This is a genomic window from Bifidobacterium olomucense, from assembly GCF_012932375.1.
GTDB classification, from domain to species: domain Bacteria; phylum Actinomycetota; class Actinomycetes; order Actinomycetales; family Bifidobacteriaceae; genus Bifidobacterium; species Bifidobacterium olomucense.
Genome location: NZ_JAAIIG010000006.1, coordinates 46053 through 66805, shown reverse-complemented (window position 1 = coordinate 66805; position 20753 = coordinate 46053). Strand labels below are relative to the sequence as shown.

At 61.7% G+C, this 20753-nt stretch carries 13 protein-coding genes and 1 other RNA gene; 11 read left to right on the top strand and 3 right to left on the bottom strand.

From position 1 onward, the window contains the following. Nucleotides 1-275 precede the first annotated feature (275 nt). Nucleotides 276-2192, top strand: coding sequence for a 2-isopropylmalate synthase (gene leuA, locus G1C97_RS07605; RefSeq protein ID WP_169241252.1), 1917 nt, complete (start codon nucleotides 276-278; stop codon nucleotides 2190-2192). Nucleotides 2193-2610: 418 nt separating this feature from the next. On the opposite strand, the gene G1C97_RS07600 is transcribed toward leuA, so the two are convergent. Then, nucleotides 2611-5085 carry a transglycosylase domain-containing protein gene (locus tag G1C97_RS07600; protein WP_205832566.1) on the bottom strand — a complete coding sequence of 825 codons (2475 nt, stop codon included), beginning with the start codon at nucleotides 5083-5085 and terminating at the stop codon, nucleotides 2611-2613. Between the two features lie 188 nt (nucleotides 5086-5273). Here G1C97_RS07600 and ffs point away from each other — a divergent pair. The 5 genes from ffs to G1C97_RS07575 all read left to right on the top strand — a co-directional run bounded on the left by ffs (nucleotide 5274) and on the right by G1C97_RS07575 (nucleotide 12177). Then, an RNA gene (ffs, locus tag G1C97_RS07595) (signal recognition particle sRNA small type) lies at nucleotides 5274-5370 on the top strand. Nucleotides 5371-5561: 191 nt separating this feature from the next. Beyond that, a complete protein-coding gene (locus tag G1C97_RS07590) occupies nucleotides 5562-6794 on the top strand; it encodes a phosphatase PAP2 family protein (protein WP_169241251.1) in 1233 nt (410 codons plus the stop codon). A 161-nt stretch (nucleotides 6795-6955) separates the two neighbouring features. Then, complete coding sequence (topA, locus tag G1C97_RS07585) at nucleotides 6956-9991, top strand: type I DNA topoisomerase (protein ID WP_169241250.1); 3036 nt, start codon at nucleotides 6956-6958, stop codon at nucleotides 9989-9991. 405 nt (nucleotides 9992-10396) lie between these two features. Beyond that, nucleotides 10397-11029 (top strand): dTMP kinase, encoded by a 633-nt coding sequence (gene tmk, locus G1C97_RS07580; RefSeq protein WP_169241249.1) that lies wholly within the window; start codon nucleotides 10397-10399, stop codon nucleotides 11027-11029. Then, complete coding sequence (locus G1C97_RS07575) at nucleotides 11026-12177, top strand: DNA polymerase III subunit delta' (RefSeq protein ID WP_169241248.1); 1152 nt, start codon at nucleotides 11026-11028, stop codon at nucleotides 12175-12177. The genes tmk and G1C97_RS07575 overlap by 4 nt, the downstream gene beginning before the upstream one ends. Nucleotides 12178-12310: 133 nt before the next feature. Here G1C97_RS07575 and G1C97_RS07570 read toward each other — a convergent pair whose 3' ends face one another. Further along, a complete protein-coding gene (locus G1C97_RS07570) occupies nucleotides 12311-12577 on the bottom strand; it encodes an HPr family phosphocarrier protein (RefSeq protein WP_100496613.1) in 267 nt (88 codons plus the stop codon). A gap of 200 nt (nucleotides 12578-12777) precedes the next feature. Between G1C97_RS07570 and G1C97_RS07565 the strand changes: the two genes are divergently transcribed. From G1C97_RS07565 to G1C97_RS07555, 3 genes are all read left to right on the top strand, one after another. Further along, the gene (locus G1C97_RS07565; protein ID WP_100496582.1) at nucleotides 12778-13332 is read left to right on the top strand and encodes a YbhB/YbcL family Raf kinase inhibitor-like protein; all 555 of its coding nucleotides are present in this window, start codon (nucleotides 12778-12780) and stop codon (nucleotides 13330-13332) included. A 140-nt stretch (nucleotides 13333-13472) separates the two neighbouring features. After that, entirely contained in the window at nucleotides 13473-15074 is a 1602-nt protein-coding gene (locus G1C97_RS07560) for a C69 family dipeptidase (protein ID WP_100496581.1), read from the top strand. Nucleotides 15075-15104: 30 nt separating this feature from the next. After that, nucleotides 15105-16622, top strand: coding sequence for a formate--tetrahydrofolate ligase (locus G1C97_RS07555; protein ID WP_100496580.1), 1518 nt, complete (start codon nucleotides 15105-15107; stop codon nucleotides 16620-16622). 474 nt (nucleotides 16623-17096) lie between these two features. Here G1C97_RS07555 and G1C97_RS07550 read toward each other — a convergent pair whose 3' ends face one another. Continuing rightward, nucleotides 17097-17444, bottom strand: coding sequence for a tautomerase family protein (locus tag G1C97_RS07550; RefSeq protein WP_100496579.1), 348 nt, complete (start codon nucleotides 17442-17444; stop codon nucleotides 17097-17099). A gap of 388 nt (nucleotides 17445-17832) precedes the next feature. Between G1C97_RS07550 and G1C97_RS07545 the strand changes: the two genes are divergently transcribed. Both G1C97_RS07545 and G1C97_RS07540 read left to right on the top strand, forming a co-directional pair. Beyond that, nucleotides 17833-18369, top strand: a complete 537-nt coding sequence (locus tag G1C97_RS07545) for a GtrA family protein (protein WP_169241313.1) — start codon at nucleotides 17833-17835, stop codon at nucleotides 18367-18369. 34 nt (nucleotides 18370-18403) lie between these two features. Next, nucleotides 18404-20584: an acyltransferase family protein gene (locus G1C97_RS07540; protein ID WP_169241247.1), complete on the top strand. Its 2181-nt coding sequence runs from the start codon at nucleotides 18404-18406 to the stop codon at nucleotides 20582-20584. Nucleotides 20585-20753: the final 169 nt, after the last annotated feature.

The window sequence follows — 20753 nt, the reverse complement described above, 5'->3', positions numbered from 1 at the left end:
AAAGGTAGCGAAAGCGGGAGTTTGCCATGTTCTTGAGATGAACGTGGCGAGACGGCCGGGTGATGTGGCCGAGCGATGCGGCTAAGCGATGCGATCGGGCGGCAGAGGTCGGGTGATTCTTGAGATTCTTGAGACAGACGGGGTGTTGGAATGCCCCGTCGCTAGGATAGAGGGAGCCGCGCATGTTACGTACACGTAAATTGTGCGACCGGAAGAGGCCGCAAGGCCATACAGACCAATTGTATGAAGGTTTTTCACACAGCAAAGGAGGAACAATGGGTCAGGATCAATCATCCGTTTTTGATCTCGCAGCGGTTGCCGCGGCGTCCAATGGGGGGAACAACGACCCGCTGCTGCCTCCGGCACGATTCATCGGAGACCCGCAGAAGCCCAGCCGCATGCCGTACAACAAGTACGCGGCTTACGACAAGCAGATTCCCTTTGATTACCCGGAGCGCACCTGGCCGGGCAAGCGACTGCAGCGTGCGCCGCGCTGGTGCTCCGTCGATCTGCGCGACGGCAATCAGGCTCTGGTCAACCCGATGGATTCCGAGCGCAAGCTGCGTTTCTGGAACCTGCTGGTCTCCATGGGATTCAAGGAGATCGAAGTGGGCTTCCCGTCCGCTTCCGAGACCGACTTCAACTTCATCCGCATGCTCATCGAGCGTGAGCTGATCCCGGACGATGTGACCATCGTGGTGCTCACCCAGTGCCGCGAGCACCTCATCCGCCGCACCTATGAGGCTCTGCGCGGTGCCAAGCGCGCGATTGTACACTTCTACAACTCCGTCTCCGTGCTGCAGCGTGAAGTGGTGTTCAAGAAGAACAAGGCCGAGATCAAGCAGCTCGCCACCGACGCCGCCGAACTGTGCAAGCACCTGGAAGGCGAGGCCAAGGGCATCGACCTGTACTACGAGTACTCGCCGGAATCCTTCACCGGCACCGAGCCGGAGTACGCCGTCGAGGTGTGCAATGCGGTGATCGGCGTGATCAAGCCCACGCCCGAGCGTCCGATGATCATCAACCTGCCGGCCACCGTGGAAATGACCACGCCGAACGTGTTCGCCGACGAAGTGGAGTACGTCTCCACCCATCTGGACGACCGTGACGCCGTGGTGCTCTCCCTGCACCCGCACAACGACGAAGGCATGGGCGTGGCCGCCACCGAGCTGGCCCTGCTCGCCGGTGCCGACCGCGTGGAAGGCTGTCTGCTGGGCAACGGCGAACGTACCGGCAACGTGGACCTCGTCACCCTCGGCCTCAACATGCTCACCCAGGGCATCGATCCGCAGATCGACTATTCCAACGTGCCCGAGATCCGCAAGACCGTCGAGTACTGCAACCAGATCAAGATCTCCGAGCGCCACCCGTACGCCGGCAACTTCGTGTTCACCGCGTTCTCCGGCTCTCATCAGGACGCCATCAAGAAGGGCCTTGAGGCCCGTCAGGTGGCCGCCGACCGCGCCGGTGCCGATCTGGACAGCTTCGTGTGGCTCGTGCCCTACCTGCCGATCGACCCGAAGGACATCGGCCGTACCTACGAGGCCATCATCCGCGTCAACTCGCAGTCCGGCAAGGGCGGCATGGCCTACCTGCTCAAGACCAACCACAACCTCGACCTGCCGAAGCGTCTGCAGGTGGAGTTCGACAAGATCGTCCAGAAGTTCGCCGACGACACCAAGAAGGAAGTCAAGGACGAGGACATCTGGCGTCTGTTCAAGGACGAGTATCTGCCGGTCGAGCAGTCCGGCATGACCGCGGCCGGTGTGGTCGTGGGCGATACCCACGACGCTTCGCTGGCTCCGTGGGGCCGTTTGAAGCTGCTCAAGGTGGCCATCAGCTCCGGCGAGGACGGTTCGGATACCGTGCTCAAGGCCCGCGTGCTCGATCGCGGCGTGAACGTCGGCGAAGATGAACCGGTGGAGCGCGAGGTTTCCGGCATCGGCAACGGCCCGATCGCCGCCTTCCTCAACGCCATCTCCAACTTCGGTGTGGATGCCTCCATCATGGACTACGTGGAGCACACGATGTCCGTGGGCACCAACGCCATGGCCGCCTCCTACGTGGAATGCCAGGTCGGCGATGCCGATGACGCGCAGATCGTGTGGGGCGTGGGCATCGATTCGTCCATCACCACCAGCGCCCTGAAGGCCATCATCTCCGCCATCAACCGTTCCCAGCGCAAGCGCTGAGTCGCGGCACGGCGTGGTGCGTCGTGGCGGCGAGTTCGGCGCGGCTCGGCACGGTGTACGTCCGGCGGCCACCAAGTGTGGTGGGACGTACACCAGCCGGCCCTGAGCGCAGTGTCCGGCCCTGAGCGCGGCGAGCGTGCGCATCCGCATCGGTGTTGACCATAAACCGCCATAAACCGAGAGCCCTGTATTGGCTGTTCATCAGCCAGCACAGGGCTCTCGTCGTTGTATTCGGTTCTTTGACATCCGTTCCCATGCTCAAGCGTACGTTTTTCCAGACTATATTGTCCTTCATCTGGGAAAACGTACACTGAAGGTGACTGAGCGTACGTTCTTCCAGATGAGAGGGAAATTAGTCTGGAAAAACGTACGGTGACGAGTCGGACAGTGGACGGTGACCCAGTAACCGGTCAGCCGATCACGAATTGCCGCCGTTACCACCGGTCGAACCGTCGGTGCTGCCGGAATTGCCGTTGGGTTTGCCGCTGTCGGTGCTGCCGGAATTGCCTTCGGTTCCGCTGTCGCCTCCGGTGCCGTCGTTGCCGTTGCCGGTTCCGTTGCCGTTACCGTTGCCAGAATTGCCCGGATAGTTCGGGCAGTCGGTGGACGACGTCGGGTCGTTCAGGCACTGCTGTGCGAACTGCTGCTGCTTTTCGGCTTCGGCTGCGGCCTCGTCGGCGGCCTTCTGCTGAGCCTCCTGCTCGGCCTTCTTCTGCGCATCTTCGGTGGACTGCTTGTTGCTGTCCGTGTTGGTCGAGGACGACTGGCCCCTGCCCAGACCCCACGTGCCGTCCGAGCCGCCGATCTTGCCGTTGTCCTTGGCGGTGGGGAACTGCTCGACATCCGTACCGGCCAGTGCCTGCGTCATATATTCCTGGAACAGATGCGCCGGGTAGCCGGTGGAGGAGACGCCGTAGCCGGAGAAGGCCGGCACCACCTGCGGGTTGCCGTCCGCATCGGGGTTCCAGATGGCCCACACGTTCATCAGGCTCGGCGTATAGCCCACGAACGAAGAGGCCATCTCGTCGTTGGCGGTACCGGACTTGCCGGCCACCGGGCGTCCCAGCGCGGTGCTGACGCCCGCCGCCGTGCCATACGTGGTGGTGCCCTGCATGGCCTTCTGCACGAGTGCGCAGTCGTTGGCGTCGAACACCTGCTCGTTCTCGCTGGGAGCGTTGTACAGATCCTTGTTCTTGGCATCGAGCACGCGAGCCACCATATGAATGGTGTTCTTCTTGCCGTTGTTGGCGATGGTGGAGTGGCCCTGTGCCAGATCCCAGACGGTCAGCGCGTTGATGCCGAGCACGTTGTACATCGAGTCGGCGTCGATGTCGCCCTGGATGCCGGCCTCATGCGCGATTTCGGCGGTGCGCTGCGGCGTCAAATGCTCGTTGATGTTCATGAACACCGTGTTCACTGAGTTGGCGGTGGCGTGGTACAGGTCGATGTTGCCCCAGTTGTTCTCCAGCGCGTTATTCACTTCTTGATCCAAGCCGGCGAAATGCTGGTGAGAATTGCCGTTGAACAGGGTATCGAAGCTTACGCCGGACTGCGCCGCACCCAGCAGCGCGAACGGCTTCATGGTGGAGCCGGGTTCGAATACGGCCTGATCGCAGTTGTTGAGCTGCTTGGTCAGGTAGTCCGAGCCGGCGTACACCGACAGGACCGCGCCGGTTTTCGGGTTGAGGGCTATGCCGCCGATCTGCAGCGACTCAGGCATGTCGTCAAGGCGGGTGTCGCCTATGGACTGCATGACGTCCTGCTTGTCCTTTTCGATGGTGGTGATGATCTTGTATCCGCCGGTGTCCAGATCCTCCTTGGTGAAGGCCTTGGACTGCACCAGTTCGCGCTCCACCATGTCCAGCAGATAGCCGTTCGCGCCGGCGTAGTCGTTCTGCTGGGCCACGGGCGCGGTGTCCGGGAACTTGGCTTCGGACTTCTGCTTGGAGGAGATGTAGCCGTCCTCGCTCATGATGTTGATCACACGCTTGAAGCGGGACTTCGCGATATCCGGGTTATCCGCCGGGTCCCACGTGGAGGGGGAGGGGATGATGCCGGCGATCATCGCGGCTTCGGAGAGCGTCAAATCCTTGGCGTCCTTATTGAAGTAGGCTTTGGCCGCCGCCTGGATGCCGTAGGAATTGCGCCCCAGATAGATCGTGTTCATGTAGTTGCACAGCACTTCGTCCTTGGATTCGGTCTGTGCGATCTTGATGGCCAGAATGGCCTCGCGAGCCTTGCCGGAGTACGTGGTGGTCTCGCCCAGATAATAACGCTCGGCATACTGCTGGGTGATGGTCGAGCCGCCTTGACGGGTGCCGGTGGTCACGTTGTTCCAGAACGCGCGTGCGATGCCTCGCAGATCCAGGCCCTTGTCGGTATAGAAGGTGCGATTCTCGGAGGCGACGATGGCGTTGCCGATGTAGTCCGGCAGGCCGTCGCAGGAGATGATTACGCGGTTCTGCTCGGCGTAGGAGCCGATCGGCGTGGTGCCGTCCGCGTAATATACGGAGGTTTTCTCCGCCAGCGCGAACTTTTCGGGCTGTGGAACCTCAGTGGTGGTGTACAGGTATGCGAATGCCGCGATGGCTGCGGCCACGCCCAGCGCGAACAGGCCGAAGATAACGCCCAGCACCCATTTGAGTACGCGATGCTTGCCCTTCTTGCCGCCGTTCTTCTTGCGGTTCGGGGCCCTGTGGCTGGTGGCTTTGTGGCTTGCCGCATGACGGGACCGGGTTGGCCGGCCAGCGGTGCCGGAGCCCTCCTGCGCGATGCGACTGCGGCTGGTACGGCCGGCGCCGGCGGCCGAATTGGAGCCGCTGTACGCTGTGCGCGGTTGGCGCATAGCGGGGCCGTTGCCGCCCGAATGTGCACGACGAGTATAAGAAGCCATGATGTCCACCGTAACCTTTGGCCTTGAACAATCGTTTGACGTGAGCGCAACCATGCTGGCTTTCCAGTGGTATTTTCCCTGAATTCTCACATTTGATTGTGGCGGCTGAATAACGGCTGGACGTGGGCTGGAGGGGGGTGCGACGCGCGTTGGCGACAACGCTGGTCCACCCGTCTCCATACACTTGGCCGAAGCCTCCACGCGGCGCTATGTCACCCAACTCCCCCAGGGCAGGAATGCAGCAAGGGTAAGTGGCCTCTGACGGGTGCGTGGAGGTTTTTCTATCTTTGCCGGAACGGTAGTGGTGGGGCCTGATGCGTCTCGCCAGACCGTAGGCTTGGCCGAACGGCCTTGAGTGTGTCGGGCGAGGCGCACCAGGCCCCACCGTGTAACTGGCACATGAGAATGTGCGGGTTTGGTCCCGGGCTCGCAATGATGCGGCCTACTGTCCGGGGCGCGGCCGTACAGTCGAACGTATGAATGACGCACCGCAACCCACCATCCGTGATCCGCACAAGCCGGCCGGCCTCGTCGGCGACGGCGCGATTCCCAAGCCGCCTACGCCGCCGTCTGCGCAACGGCATACGAACCAATCGTCTGACCCAATCGACCCGCTGGCCGCGCTCGGCCCCGACCGCAGCACAGCGTCCATCCATGCGAACGGCCCGCGGGTCTGGGGCATAGACAAGGCCCCCAGCACAACGGCTTCGGACGTCATCGACCCGAGCGCAACCTCCGCAGTCACTACAGCGGAACTGGACCGAGGCCTCGCCAGACTCGACCCGTTGACCGTGCGCCCACGCATCTCCAGCCGTGTGCTGTGCGTGGTGTTCGGACTGCTGTTCATCGCCGCGGCGTTCGGCGTGTGGTGGGGCTGCGTATGCACTGCCGCCGGTCAGTCCTATGACGAAATGGTGTATTCGGCGCTGGCGGACCGTGTTGCCGCATGGAATCAAGCGCTGGTGGGAGCGGTCGTCACGGACTCGGCCCGTCACTCGATGCTGGTGATCGGCGTGAGCGTGCTGCTGGGCGGCATCGGTGTGGTCGCGGCGTTGGTTCGTCGCCGTTGGTGGCTGATCGGGCAGCTTGCGGTGCTGGCGGTGCTGTGCCTGGCGGCCACGCGCCTGAAAGGACTGCTGCCGCGCCCGTTCCTGATCAATACGTCTTCGTCGCCATCGAACTCGGCCCCGTCCGGCCATACGATGCTGGCCGCGGCCGCCGCCGTGATCCTGCTGCTCGCCGTGCCGCGCGCCGCCCGCGCTGTGGCGGCGGTCGTCGGCGCGACATGGTCGGTGATGGTCGCGGTGTCCGTGATCGTCGGCGGTTGGCATCGCCCGTCGGACGTGGTGATGTCGATACTGTTGGTCGCCGGGCTTGCCCTGCTGGCGATGGCCTTCACGCGCACTTCCGGCATGGATGCGCCGGGACAGCGCGTCTCCTCGGTGAGCGTACAGATCCTCGGCAGCGTGATGATCACCGCCGGTCTGCTGCTGCTCGTCTACGCCGCCTACCTGATTTGGCAGGTGGTGCCCGGCCTGGGCATCAGCGCCAGCTGGGCGGTGGACGGTGCGGTGATCAGCGCGTTGACCGGCATCTGTGGCGTTGCGGCGCTCGCGTTCGGCTTGGTTCTGGCCCTGCGGCAGATCACGGCCGCGCCGCTGAGCCGTCTCGGACTGATCGGTGCGCCTCCTGCGCCGCCACAACGGTGAAATTTGGCAGTCGGGTATGATTCGTGAGTATTATGACGCCAGAAACGTCGTATGTTTCGCGGAAGAAGGCAATTGCGAAGGCCTGTGCAAGGTACGCAAGGTGATTGCGCATCGAGTGCGGTGATTGCAGTAACGGTGATTGCAGTAATAAGGAGTGGGGTATGGCTACCAAACTGGTGATTGTGGAGTCTCCGACCAAGGCCCACAAGATTGGCGACTACCTGGGCAAGGGGTACACCGTGCTGGCGTCGGTAGGCCATATCCGCGATCTTGCGCAGCCCAGCCAGGTGCCGGCGGCCGACAAGGCCAAGTTCGGCAAGTTCGGCGTGGACGTGAACGACGGATTCAAGCCGTATTACATTGTGGACGGCGACAAGAAGCGTACGGTCAGCGAGCTGAAATCCGCGCTGAAGGGCGCTGATGAGCTCTACCTCGCCACTGATGAGGATCGCGAGGGCGAGGCTATCGCATGGCATCTGGTGCAGACGCTCAAGCCCAAGGTGCCGGTCAAGCGCATGGTGTTCCACGAGATCACCAAGAACGCCATCAACGCTTCGCTCAATAACACGCGAGATGTAGATGGTCATATGGTGGACGCGCAGGAGACCCGCCGTATCCTCGACCGACTGTACGGCTACGAGCTCTCCCCGGTGCTGTGGCGTAAGGTGGGGCCCGGCCTGTCCGCCGGCCGCGTGCAGTCGGTGGCCACCCGTCTGATCGTCGAACGCGAACGCGAACGTATGGCCTTCAAGCGCGCGCCGTATTGGGATATCGTCGCCACGCTGGCCGCTCCTTCGGCCGAAGGTGATCGCGCTGAATTCTCCGCTCGCATGATCTCCTTGGGCGGCAAGCGTTTGGCCGGTTCCAAAGACTTCGGCGCTGACGGCCAGCTTACGCCGAGCGGCTTTGCGGACAATGTGCGGCAGCTGGACGAAACGAGTGCCGCGGCCATCGCGGAAACGCTCAAATCCGCCGATTTCACGGTGATGAGCATGGAAACCAAGCCGTATCGCCGTCGCCCGCAGCCGCCGTTCACCACCTCCACCCTGCAGCAGACCGCCGGCAACCGGCTCGGCATGGGTGCCCGTGCGGTGATGCGCGCCGCCCAAAGCCTGTATGAGAACGGCTATATCACGTACATGCGTACCGATTCGGTGACGCTGTCGCAGGAGGCCATCGCCGCCGCCCGCAATGCCGTGAGCTATCACTTTGGCGAGTCGTATTTGTCTGCGGAACCCAAGCAGTACGCCACGAAAACCGCCGGTGCGCAGGAGGCCCACGAATGTATTCGCCCGGCCGGTTCCCGGTTCCATGATCCGGATGAGCTCGCCTCGAAGCTTCCGGTTGACCAGCTGCGTCTGTACACGTTGATCTGGCAGCGCACGCTCGCATGCCAGATGGCCGATGCCACCGGCTCCACCGCCACCGTGCGCCTGTCCGCGCCGGCCGGGGCGAATGAGGGCGAGGCCGTGTTCCAGGCGTCTGGCACCGTCATCGAATTCCCCGGCTTTATGAAGGCGACCGGAGAGGGGCGTAAGTCTTCTGCCGGGTCTTCGGCCGCTGCTGGTGCGGGGGCCGCCAGTGCTGCGGCTGCGGGCGCTGCGGGGGCGGGCAAGTCCGGTGATGCCTCCGAAAGCAACGCCTCCCTGCCGCCGATGAGCGTCGGCCAGAAGGTCGAAGCGAGCGATATCGAGCCCGATGGCCACGAAACCCAGCCGCCGGCCCGATACACCGAGGCCACGCTGGTCAAAACGCTGGAAGCCAAGGAGATTGGTCGTCCGTCCACATACGCCAGCATCATCTCCACGATTATGGACCGTGGTTATGTGTATGAGCGCGGTCGTGCGCTGATCCCCAGCTGGTTGGCGTTCTCCGTGGTGAAGCTTTTGGAGCAGAACTTCCCGAAGCTGGTGGACTACCAGTTCACCGCCGAAATGGAGAACGGACTGGACCACATCGCCCACGGTGAGGAGAGCGGCCGTGACTGGCTCACCCGCTTCTACTTCGGTTCCGGCGAGGGCGCGGCGCGCAATGCCGACGAAGCTCATGAGGGCCTGCAACAGCAGGTGGCTCAGTTGGGCGATATCGATGCGCGTGCCATCAACACCATCAACATCGGCGACGGGCTGCATGTGCGCGTCGGCCGTTTCGGACCATATCTGGAAGACATGGAGCATCTGGACGCCGAGGGCAATCCGAAGCGCGCCTCGCTGCCGGACACCATTGCGCCGGACGAACTGACGGTTGCCGTGGCTCGTGATCTGATCGACAATCATTCCGGCGGTCCGCGCGAACTGGGCAAAGACCCGGTGACCGGCGGCACGGTGGAAGTGCGCAACGGTCGGTTCGGGCCGTATGTGGCGTTGGTGTTGCCCACGCCGGAAGGCGCCAAAGGCACCAAGGGTGCCAAGGAGGCGCCTCGTCCCAAGATGGCTTCGCTGTTCAAGACCATGAATCCGGAGTCGCTGTCGCTGCAGGACGCATTGCGGTTGCTGGGCTTGCCGCGCGAGGTGGGCCGTTACGAGGAGACCAACACCGAAACGGGTGAAGTCGCCGAGTACACGGTTGCCGCCAATAACGGTCGTTATGGCCCGTATCTGACCCGAACTGGAGCGGATGGCAAGTCCGAAACCCGTTCTCTGGGCTCGGAAGACGAGATTTTCACTGTGGATCTCGCTAAGGCGCAGGAGCTGTTCGCTCAGCCCAAGTACGGTCGTGGCCGTGGGCGAGGTGCCGCCAAGCCGCCGCTGCGTGAACTGGGTGCTGATCCGGCCACCGGCAAGAACGTGACCATCAAGGATGGACGCTTTGGTGCATATATTACTGACGGCGAGACGAATCGCACTGTGCCCCGTCAGTACACGCCGGAGACCATTACGCCGGATGACGCATTCCGGCTGTTGGCCGAAAAGCGTGCCGCCGGTCCTTCTACGCGTGGGCGCGGCCGCGGGGCGAAAAGCGGCGCTAAGGCGTCGGCTGCGGCGAAAGCGGCGCCCAAGGTGAGTGCCGTGGAAGCCAAGCGCGCCGAACGCCGTGCCGAGGTCAAGAAGTTGGCCGGCAAGGGATGGGCGAATACGCGTATCGCCGAGAAGCTCGGTTCCACCGCCGCCACCGTGAAGGCCGATATCGATTGGCTCACCGCCAATGAAGGCTTCACCCGTCCGCCGGTTGTGGCCGCCAAACCCAAGAAGAAGTAGCTTTTTTGGAGGGGGCGGAGCGGCACGTCGTGGTGCATTCGCCCCCCGTCGAGTCCTTTTTGCCCCCGTCGAGTCCTTTTCGCGCGAATCGGGTGCGCGCGTGGCGGGTACGCTTCTTTTCGCACGAATCGAGTGTTTGAGGCGGTTGATTCGGCTCCTTCGCGTATTGTTCGCGCGAATTGGGTGTTTGGGCTGGTTAATTCGTTCCCCTTGCAGTCTTTTCGCGCGAATCGGGTGCGCGCGTGGTGGGTGTGCCTCTTTTCGTGCGAATCGGGTGTTTGGAGTGGCTGTTTTGCCTCCGTTGCGTCCTTTTCGTGCGAAATGGGTGTTTGATGGGGGCAAAGGGGAGACAAGGGCAGGAAAGGGAATCCGTTTAGCTCGGTGCCTCACGCTAAGGTCGAAGGCATGACCGGTCTGTTTATTTCCTTCGAAGGCGTTGACGGCGTGGGCAAAACCACGCAGGTCGAGCGGTTGCGCGCATATCTGGAAGCTCAGGGACGCACGGTTGTGGTGACCCGCGAGCCCGGCGGCACTGCGCTCGGCCGAGCGATTCGCCAGATGCTGCTGCACGGCGTTGACGGTGGCGCAGCGGATATCGCCCCGCGCACGGAGGCACTGCTGTTTGCCGCGGACCGCGCGCAGCATGTGGCCGAAACGATTCGGCCGGCACTGGAGCGCGGCGAGGTGGTTATTACAGACCGCTACCTCGATTCCTCGTTGGCCTATCAGGCCGGTGGCCGTGAGCTTACGCTAAGGGAAATCAAGGATTTAAGCCTCTGGGCCACGAATAACCTGTTGCCCGCCCGAACCTATCTGCTGGATATGGATCCGGCGCTTTCACATAGCCGTCTCCAGCATGCGGAGGATCGTATGGAATCGGCCGGCGACGACTTCCAAAGCCGCACCCGTCAGGCGTTCCTCGATCTGGCAGCCGCTGAACCGACCCGATTCCGCGTGATCGACGCCAGTCAGAGGATTGAACAGGTCTGGGCCGCCATCGAAGCGGATGTCGAGACACTGCTGAAGGAGCTCGCATGAGCGTGTGGGATTCGCTGGTGGGGCAGAAGCCCATCGTGGATATGCTGAGCCGCATCGCGCAAGGCGACCCCAGCCAGCTTACGCAATCATGGCTGATCTGCGGCCCTCCCGGCTCCGGCCGTTCCAATATGGCCCGCGCTTTCGCGGCCGCCCTCGAAAGCCCGGACCATGGCATGAGCGACGAGCCTACGCGCATCACGCAGCAGGTGCTCGCCGGCACGCATCCGGATGTCACAGTCCTGGCCACCAATAAGGTGACCATCGGCATCGACCAGGTGCGTGACATCATCACGACTTCCGAGCAAATGCCGTCCACCGCTCCGTGGCGCATCATCATTATTGAAGATGTGGACCGCATGCTGGAGCGCACCACCAATGTGCTGCTGAAAGAGATCGAGGAGCCGGCCGAACGCTGCATCTGGCTGCTATGCGCTCCCAGCGCGCAGGACGTGCTCCCCACCATTCGCTCGCGATGCCGCGTGGTGAACCTCGCTGTGCCATCTCCGACCGCTGTGGCCGAATTCCTTACAGCGAACACTGGCGTCGAGTTGAAGATCGCCCAGCGCGCGGCCCGTCTCTCGGAGGGGCATATCGGTATCGCGCGTCTGTACGCCACGAACGAGCGCGTGATGTCCGACCGCGACGAGCTCGTGGTTGGCGTGCTCAATCTTGCCCGTGCCTCGGACGCGGTGCTTTTGGCCGGCAACCTGATCGATAATGCCAAGGGACAGGCCGAGACGGATGCCAACGAGTGGTCCTCCAGGCAGGAAGCGGAGTTCCGCCGAATCAACGGTCTTCAAGAAGGGGAGCGGATTCCGCCGAAACTGCGCGGCGCGTTCAATCAGGTGGCCAAGAAGGACGACGTCAAGCGATTCGCCACCCGCCGCACCCGTGACGTACTCGACCGTGCGTTGAACTCGGTGGCCTCCATCTACCGTGATGTTGCCGTGCTTCAGAACAATGCCGAAGACTCGGTCGGACTCATCAACCTTGAGAACCGTACGGCCATCACTGAGCTGTCCGTACGGCTGGACCGTGCCGGTGCGGTGGCACGCTTGGATGAAGTGGCGCGCGCTCGCAAGCGTCTGGCGGGCAACGGCAATCCGCTGCTTACGTTCGAGGCTTTGTTCTGCGCGCTGATTCCGTGAATCGAACTAGCCGATGGACTGCAGATGCAAGCCGTTCACACTCAAGCCGTTCGCATAGGACGTTTCGCATAAGACGTTTCACATAGGGCGCATAGGGCACAGCCATACGTTTCCTGGGCGGAAGGTGTTGAGTTTATGCATCGGCGTGCAGTATTGCCGCCAGAGACTCGGCCGCTGATTCGGCATCGTCGCCTGTTGCGGTGATCGTCACGACATCGCCTTGAGCAAGGCCTAAGCCCATGATTGACAGTATGGATTCGGCGGATACCGGTGCGGCTCCCGGTAAGGCAATCGTGACGGTGCAGCCAGAGGCTTGTGCCGCTTGCACAAGCCGGGCTGCCGGACGAGCATGGATGCCAAGGGGATTGCGGATCGTGACCGTACGGGTGATTGTCGTCATGAGAACGCTCCCTTGAGTGCCGGCGTATGGCTGCTCATTGCCGCTGATAGGTTCGTCAGCGGCAATACGCGCCTGTTTGGCGACGAGTATAGTGCCCAAGCCGGTGCTCTTGCCAATTCCTGCCAATGGAAGGTCGTTGACGCGGAAATCATGGATTCGGCGACCTCGGCGGTAACAGGGGCCGCGATACACTGGAGCGTATGAAGATTTCCGCTGATTTCACGGTGGTGCCTGACGATTTCGCCAAGGCGGCCGCGCCCGAATATCGGGCGGGCGGCGTTCCGGTCATCTCCTTCCCGTTCTATGTGGACGAGGTGAATCCGGAAGCCCGCTATCTGCACTGGACGTTCACTGATCCCGATTCCATTCCGGTGTGCGGTTTCGAATGGATTCACTGGACCGTGGCGAACCTGCCCATCGACGCACTGATGTTCGATTTCAATGACTCGCATGCGCTCGCCATTCCGCCGGACTTCTCCCGTCAGATGCCGGCCATGATTCCTGAAGCTGTGCAGGGCCGCAACTCTTCAGCCTCCAAGTTCGTAGGGCGCGACAACGACCCGGCTGTGATCATGCGATACAACGGCCCGCAGCCGCCGGACAAGGATCATGACTATTACCTGCATGTCTGGGCCACTCGCGAGCCGTTGCCTGGGCTGAATCAGGGATTCTGGATGAACGAACTGCTGCACAAGCTGCGTGAATGCGGCGAAAACCCGGATCAGGGTGGCATGTTCGTCACCGGCAAGGCGTGAGCCCCGGCGTTTACGGATATCCCGGGCATTCCGCCGTACGGACATCCCGGGCATTCCCCGTGTGGGCATCCCACCGGATGCTGAATAGATTTTTGAGTGCCACGAGCGCTTAACAGACAAGAAAGGACATGCACCTAACTATGGCCTGCACCACCATTCTGGTAGGCAAGGATGCGAGCTATGACGGCTCCACCATCATCGCCCGCAACGAGGATTCCGCGAACGGCGAGTTCAACCCAAAGCGTTTCATCGTCGTGAAGCCTGAGGAGCAGCCGCGCGAATACAAGTCGGTAATCTCCCACGTCACCATTCAATTGCCGGACAATCCGCTGCAGTACACCGCAGTGCCGAACGCCGATCTCAAGGAAGGCATTTGGGGCGAAGCCGGCGTGAACGAGGCGAACGTGGCCATGAGTGCCACCGAAACCCTGACCACCAACGAGCGTGTGCTCGGTGCCGATCCGTTCGTGGAATACACCCCGGCCAAGGGCGACGAGCCCGAAGTGGCCGGCGGCATCGGTGAGGAAGACTTCCTGACCATCGTGCTGCCTTACGTGAAGACCGCGCGCGAAGGCGTGCAGCGTCTCGGCGCGCTGCTGGAGGAATACGGCACCTACGAGATGAACGGCGTCGCCTTCTCCGACGCGGATGAGATCTGGTGGCTGGAAACCGTGGGCGGTCACCACTGGATCGCCAAGCGTGTGCCGGACGAGGCGTACGTGACCATGCCGAACCAGCTTGGCATCGACGAGTTCGACCTGACCGACGCGCTGGGCGATCAGGAAGATCACATGTGCTCCGCCGATCTGGCCGAGTTCATCGAAGCCAACCATCTCGATCTTTCTGTGGAATCGACCACGCCGTTCAACCCGCGCGACGCCTTCGGCTCCCACTCCGATTCCGACCACGTGTACAACACCCCGCGCGCATGGTCCATGCAGCGTTTCCTCAACCCGTACGACGAAGTCTGGGATGGTCCGGACGCCGATCACAAGCCGGAATCCAACGACATTCCGTGGGCTCGTCAGCCTGAGCGCAAGGTGACCATCGAAGACATCAAGTATGTACTGAGCTCCCACTATCAGGGCACGCCGTACGATCCGTACGGGCAGCTCGGCGACGAGCGCACCCGTCACATGTACCGTCCGATCGGCATCAACCGTCAGAGCCAGCTCGCCGTGATGCAGATTCGCCCGTACCGCCCGCAGGCCTCTCGCGCGATTCAGTGGATGGCATACGGTTCCAACCCGTTCAACACGCTGGTGCCGTTCTTCCCGAACGTGAACACCACGCCCGCCTACCTTGAAGACACCACCACGCGCGTGACCTCCGAGAACTTCTACTGGGCCAACCGCATCATCGCCGCTCTGTGCGACGGCGCGTTCCGCTCCACCTCCAATGCCGTGGAACGTTACCAGGAGAAGACCGGTGCGATGGGCCATCGTCTGGTGGCCGCCACCGACGAGCAGGTGGCCCGTCTGGGACTGACCTCAGCCGAGGCCGCAGCCGAATCGGCCGCCGAAGCCGAATTCGAGGCAGACAACGCCGATGGCGACGTGCAGCCGATGACTCCGGACGAGATCATCGCCGCTGTGCGCAATGACGAAGTCCGCTCGATTCTCGCTGCCGCCAACCAGACCATGGCCGACCAGCTCAAGGAAGAAACTGAGAAGCTGCTTGACTCCGTGCTCTACACTCGCAGCATGGAGATGAAGAACGGCTTCCATATGTCCGATTTTTAATCCGAACGGATCCGAATAGAAAGGCCTGAAATGACCACTATCGAAGACTTCACCAGCCAGTACGGTCTGGTCAAGAAGATCGACGCCTTCGGCTATATGAAGTATCTGGCCGAAAACCCGGACGCCCCGCGCAAGCATGGCAAGGTTGTGCTGGTCACCGCCGATACGCCGCTCAAGGCGTCCCGCGGTGAAGGCAAGACCACCACCACCATTGCGCTGATCGATGCGCTGAACAAGCGTGGCATCGATGCCACCGCCGTGCTGCGTCAGCCGAGCATGGGCATCACCGCAGCCGGTTCCAAGGGCGGTGCCTCCGGTGGCGGCAAGGCGTCCCTGACCCACCCGGAGCTCATCGACTGGGGTCTGTGTGGCGAGATGGGCTCCATTGAAGCCGCTCAGAACCTGCTCGTTTCCTTCGCGGAGAAGGCTGTGGACGAAGGCAAGCTGGACGAGATCCTCGTGCCGCGCGTCTCCGAGGTGCCGAGCCGTTCCCTGCGTTCCATCGCCGTGGATTACGGCAAGGGCAATGTGGCGGAGAAAATGGTGCTCACCCCGACCTGCGAGCTCATGCAGATCGTGGTGCTCTCCCGCTCCATGGATGAGATCGCCGAGCGCGTCTCCAAGATGATCGCCGGCACCAAGGACGGCAAGGCCGTGACCTTCGGCGAGTTCGTGGACCTGTGGCGCATCACCGGCATTCTGGCCGACGCCGTCAAGCCGGCCCTGACTGAAACCGTGAACGGCTCCCCGGTGTACGTGCATGGCGGTCCGTTCGCCAATGTGTCCATCGGCATCCCGACCCTGATCGCCGTGGAAATGGCGTGCGCCCTGCACGATGTGGTGATCGTCGAGGCCGGTTACGGCACCGACGCCGGTGCCCAGAAGTGGCTGGATATCGCCTGCCGCGAGTACGGTGCACAGTGGCCGTCCGCCGCCATCGTGGTGACCCGCGCCTCCACGTGGCGCGATGACGCGGATCTGGCTTGGCGCTACCCGTTCCATGTGGACCGTTTGGAGAAGCTGGACATCCCGGCCTTCCCGCTCATCAACCTGTGGGACGGCGAGGACGATCAGATTCCTGAGCTGCGCGAAACCGCAGCCAAGCTGGAGTTCCGTGACCCGATCATCGGCAACCTGTACCGCGATGGCGGCGACGGCCTTGCCGACCAGATCGATGCTTTCGTGGACGTGCTGGTCAACGGCTCCATGCCTCCGGCGCAGCACAGCCACAAGGGCATGCCGCTGATCGAGAACGTGAAGTGGGTTGCCGAGCATGCCTACGGCGTGCCGGCCGAGCGCGTGCTGCTCAAGGACGGCTTCTTGGATTCATTGGCTGAGGCCAACAAGCTGTGCCAGTCCGCCGGCATCTCGCTGGATGATCTGGCGCTGGTGGCGGTCAAGTCCCCGGCTACGATGACCGACAACGATCGTGCCCCTGAAGAGGAGCGCACCGTGACCTTGAAGAAGGTCGAAGTGCATGCCGGCGCTGGCCTGGCTCATGTCAACTTGACCACCAGCCTGACCACCCCGATGCCGAAGATCGTCTGATTCTGTCGAAAAGTGGGGTAACTCGGTTACAAGGGGTTGATTTCGGCATTCTGAAACATCTATCTCGCTTACGAGGGGTGCTTCAATGAGAAAACCCGGAGTACAAACGCTGCAATTTCAGCGGTTGTACTCCGGGGTACCCCATTAAGGAGCCCCTTGTAACGCAGATAGATGTTTCGAAAAGTTGCGATCAGCCCCTTGTAACGCAGAAAGCCTGCCAGCATGACGCTGACAGGCTTTTCTTGCACTTGCAGGCGAACTAACGGGGCCGCCAGCCGTTCAGGCTGTTCAGGCCGTTCGAGCGGAAACCCGAACGGGCTTTCCGCGGGGCAAATCCGAGCGGCTACGGCTGCCGCAAAACCGCGGGGCCCCAAGCGACGACTCGAAGCTCCCACCCTGAGCCGTTAAACGGAAAGCCTAGTGGGCTTTCCGTAGGCGATGCGAGCAACCGTGCTGCGAAGGGAATGGTGGCAATCAGAAATTGCCGCCATTCCAACCCCAATCGGTGGTAGCGGTGTAGCGGATGTATGTGCGATCCTCGGGGATGCCAAGCGTGGTGCTCAGCGCAGACATGATGGATTCGGTGAGTTGCTCCCATGCGGAGCTCGGCACGGAACGGCCGAACACATTCACCTCCACGTAGGCGGCGGGACGGGAGTCGTCGCCGCCGAAATAAATCGGCATATTGTCTTCAAACGGGCACATCAGCCAGCCCTCGGACTTGCCGGGCACGGCGGAGATGGCCTTGCCATAGGCGGACTTGAGGGCTTCGCGCTGCTCGTAGGTGGTGGCGATGGATACATGGGTGTGAATAACGGGCATGATGCCTCCTTGGCATTACAGAAAATACGACAATTACCGTATTCCAGTCTATCGTCTCTCGCCGCGGCTTTCGGTGGCTTCCCCGAAAAGCAACGGAGAGTTAAGGCATATGTAGGTCTGTACAGCAATACACGACAGGCGTGCAGGATGCCGAAGAGCAGTGGCACGTAGCAGTGGCACGTGCGCGCACGGGTGCAAAGCGGCGCACATGCGGAACATACTATGCATGACGCGGCATGACGCGTCATGCCGCGGCAACAGCATGACAAGATGCAACAGGGGGCGCATGAGAGGCCGGCCCGACCGGCAATGCATCAACGGCAGCGCAGGGCGTCGGTCAGGCCGATAGTGTTGAATACCCTGTGTGAGAAAACTGATTGAACAGCTGATGAAATTCGGCATCGTAGGCGTTATCGCTTTTATCATCGACTGGGGCATTCTGAACCTCTTGGTCGGCGTATTCCACATGCACAATGTGCTGGCCGCCACCATCTCCTTCATCATTTCGCTGATTTTCAACTATCTGGCGAGTATGAAGTTCGTTTTCAAGCATCGACCCGATATGGCCCGTTGGATGGAGATGCTGATTTTCGTGGCGGGTGCCATCGTCGGTCTGTTCATGAATGACGCGATCATCTGGATCTCCACCTATGGCATGAACCGCGATGCATTCGTCTCGCAGCATGCCGAGTATCTGCTGCGCACGAATATCGGCAAGCTGGTGGCCACCGCAGTGGTGATGGTGTGGAACTTCCTGATCCGCAAATGGTTGCTGGACGATACGCATACCAATGCGATGAACCGTCTGAAGTCCGCAGAGAACCGTCTGACCGCCGAGGAGCTGGAAGCCAAGTGGCAGCGCAGCTTCTCCCACAAGCTCGGCGTCTGGTCCTTGGAGCACACGCCTAAGGGCTGGCCGAAGTAGGAGCTTGTTAACACTGGGAAATACCATACGAGCTATGGCATTTCCCAGCAGTGAACAGCATGCCGGACGCATTGCGTCATCCAGCCCCTATCGGCAGAGCCGGGTCAACGTCGCCCCAGCAGCCGATGCCCCCGGCATCCCTCAAACACCCAGTACCCCCAATACACCCAGTACACCCAGTACCCGAAATACCTCCAAGACACCCACGAAGAAGCCCAACGGCCGTCGCCATATCGCGGCCATCGACGGCCTGCGCGCCCTCGCCATCATCGGCGTCGTCGCCTACCATACCCGTCCTTCACTGTTGCAGGGCGGTTTCTTGGGCGTCACCGTGTTCTTCGTCATCAGCGGTTTTCTGATGACCCGAAGCCTTATCGCACAATTCGCGCGTACCGGCACCATCTCGTACGGCGCATACCTGCTCAAGCGCGTGCGACGGCTCCTGCCGCCAGTCGTAGTGATTATCGCGTTTACCGCAGTGGGCTGTCTTCTGGTCGCGCCGAGCCTGCTGCCCAAAGCTCAGTCCGACGTGTTGCCATCGCTGTTCTTCGTAAGCAACTGGGCCTATATCTTCAGGCATGTCTCCTATTTCGCCGCCGCCGGTCTGCCTTCGCCGCTCACCCATCTGTGGTTCCTCGGCCTGCTGATGCAGTTCTCCGTACTGTGGCCAATTCTGCTGCTCGCGCTATGCCGCAGTTGCGCGTCGCGGAAACTTCGTGCTGCGGTTATCGCCGTACTGATCGTGGCCTCCACCGTGCTGATGGCGGTGCTGTTTGATCCGAACGCCACCGGCAGCCGCGTTTACTATGGTTTGGATACGCGCGCCGCGGAACTGTTGACCGGCGCCCTGCTGGCGGTGGTGTTGCCCAATGGTCTCGCGTATCGCTACCGTGACGCCGATCGTGGCGATGGCACTGATGCACAGGGTAGGAACGATTGGCACCGTCTGCTGAACAGCAATGTATTCGGCGGCGTGGCTTTGGCGTTGCTGATTATAGGATTCCTCGCCGTACGTTCGAATATGGTGTTCCTGTACCGTGGCGGCTATCTGGTTACCGCGCTGCTGACCGCTGTGTTGCTTGCGGTGGCGATTGCGCCCGGCAGCGTCATCGGCCGTGTACTCGCGGTGCGTCCGTTGCGATATCTCGGTTCGCGATCGTTTTCGTTGTATCTGGTGCACTACCCGTTGCTGGAGATGATGAATCCGGCGACAAGAACCACGCGTCTGGCTTGGTGGGAGTGGATCGTGCAGGCGTTGGTGTTGTGGCTCGCCGCTGAAGCGTTGTATCGGTTGGTCGAGCATGCGCCGCGCGCGATCGCCAGAGCAAGCAAGCCGGCGACGGGTGAGACGGCTGCGGCATCCGCGAAGTCTGTGCTGGAATGGCGTCGCTTGGCCGACATATTGCAATTCAGGACGGGACGGTCCGCCGGCATCGAGAAGGCTCGCGTCATTTGCCGTCGCGTTATCGTGGTGATTGTACTGCTGTGTCTGCTGCCGCTTGACTGGAACGGAATCGCTCAGGCGCGCTCCGCTCAGTTGCGTCCGGCAGTGGCGCGGTCCAGCGCGGTCAAGTCAAAGTCCAAGTCAAAGTCCGGCGACCAATCGAAACAGTCGAGCGATTCGGCCGATCACAAGCAGCACAAGAATGCGGCCAAGCTGGTTCCGGTGGCGGAGAAAGTCCCGGATAATCTCGATACGTCCGACTGGACGTACGATGCCTCCACCGGCGTGTGCAGCGCCGATCCGTTGCTGATCACTGATTCGGTGGCGATGGGTGCCACGGGTGTGCTGAACGTCACTTTGCCCAACGCCGTTGAGGACAATAAGATCGGCCGCCCGCTCACTGATTTCCCGGCCCTCTACCAACAGCATGTGGCGGACGGCGACGATAAAAGCGTGGTGATCGCGGCGCTGGGGGCGAACAACGCGAGTATCAGTACCCCCGAAGCGTTCGAGGACGCGGTAAAGGCGGTTGACGGCAAGCCCATATACTTCGTCACGGTTCGAGATCCGGCGATCAGTCAGGACTGGGTGAATCAGAACCTGCGTTCAGTGGCAGCTGAACACAAGAACGTCGGTGTCATCGACTGGTACGGGACCAGCGAAGGCCATAGCGAGTATTTCTATGACGACGGCACGCACTTGACCCGCGGCAGTGGGATGGGTGACGAAGCCTACGCCACAATGGTGGTCAGCGCCCTGTGCGGGCAGTGACGTGCGGGGTCGCGCGGGCAGTGGCGAAAAGCGCCCAAGGTAATTGGACCGGAGCTGTGGTACGTAACTGCAAAATAACGATTCTCGGGATTACGTACCGGGCCTAGTTGGTACGCAGCCGCATAGACCCCGGATTCTCCACTTACGTACCAAACCGCGACATGGAGAA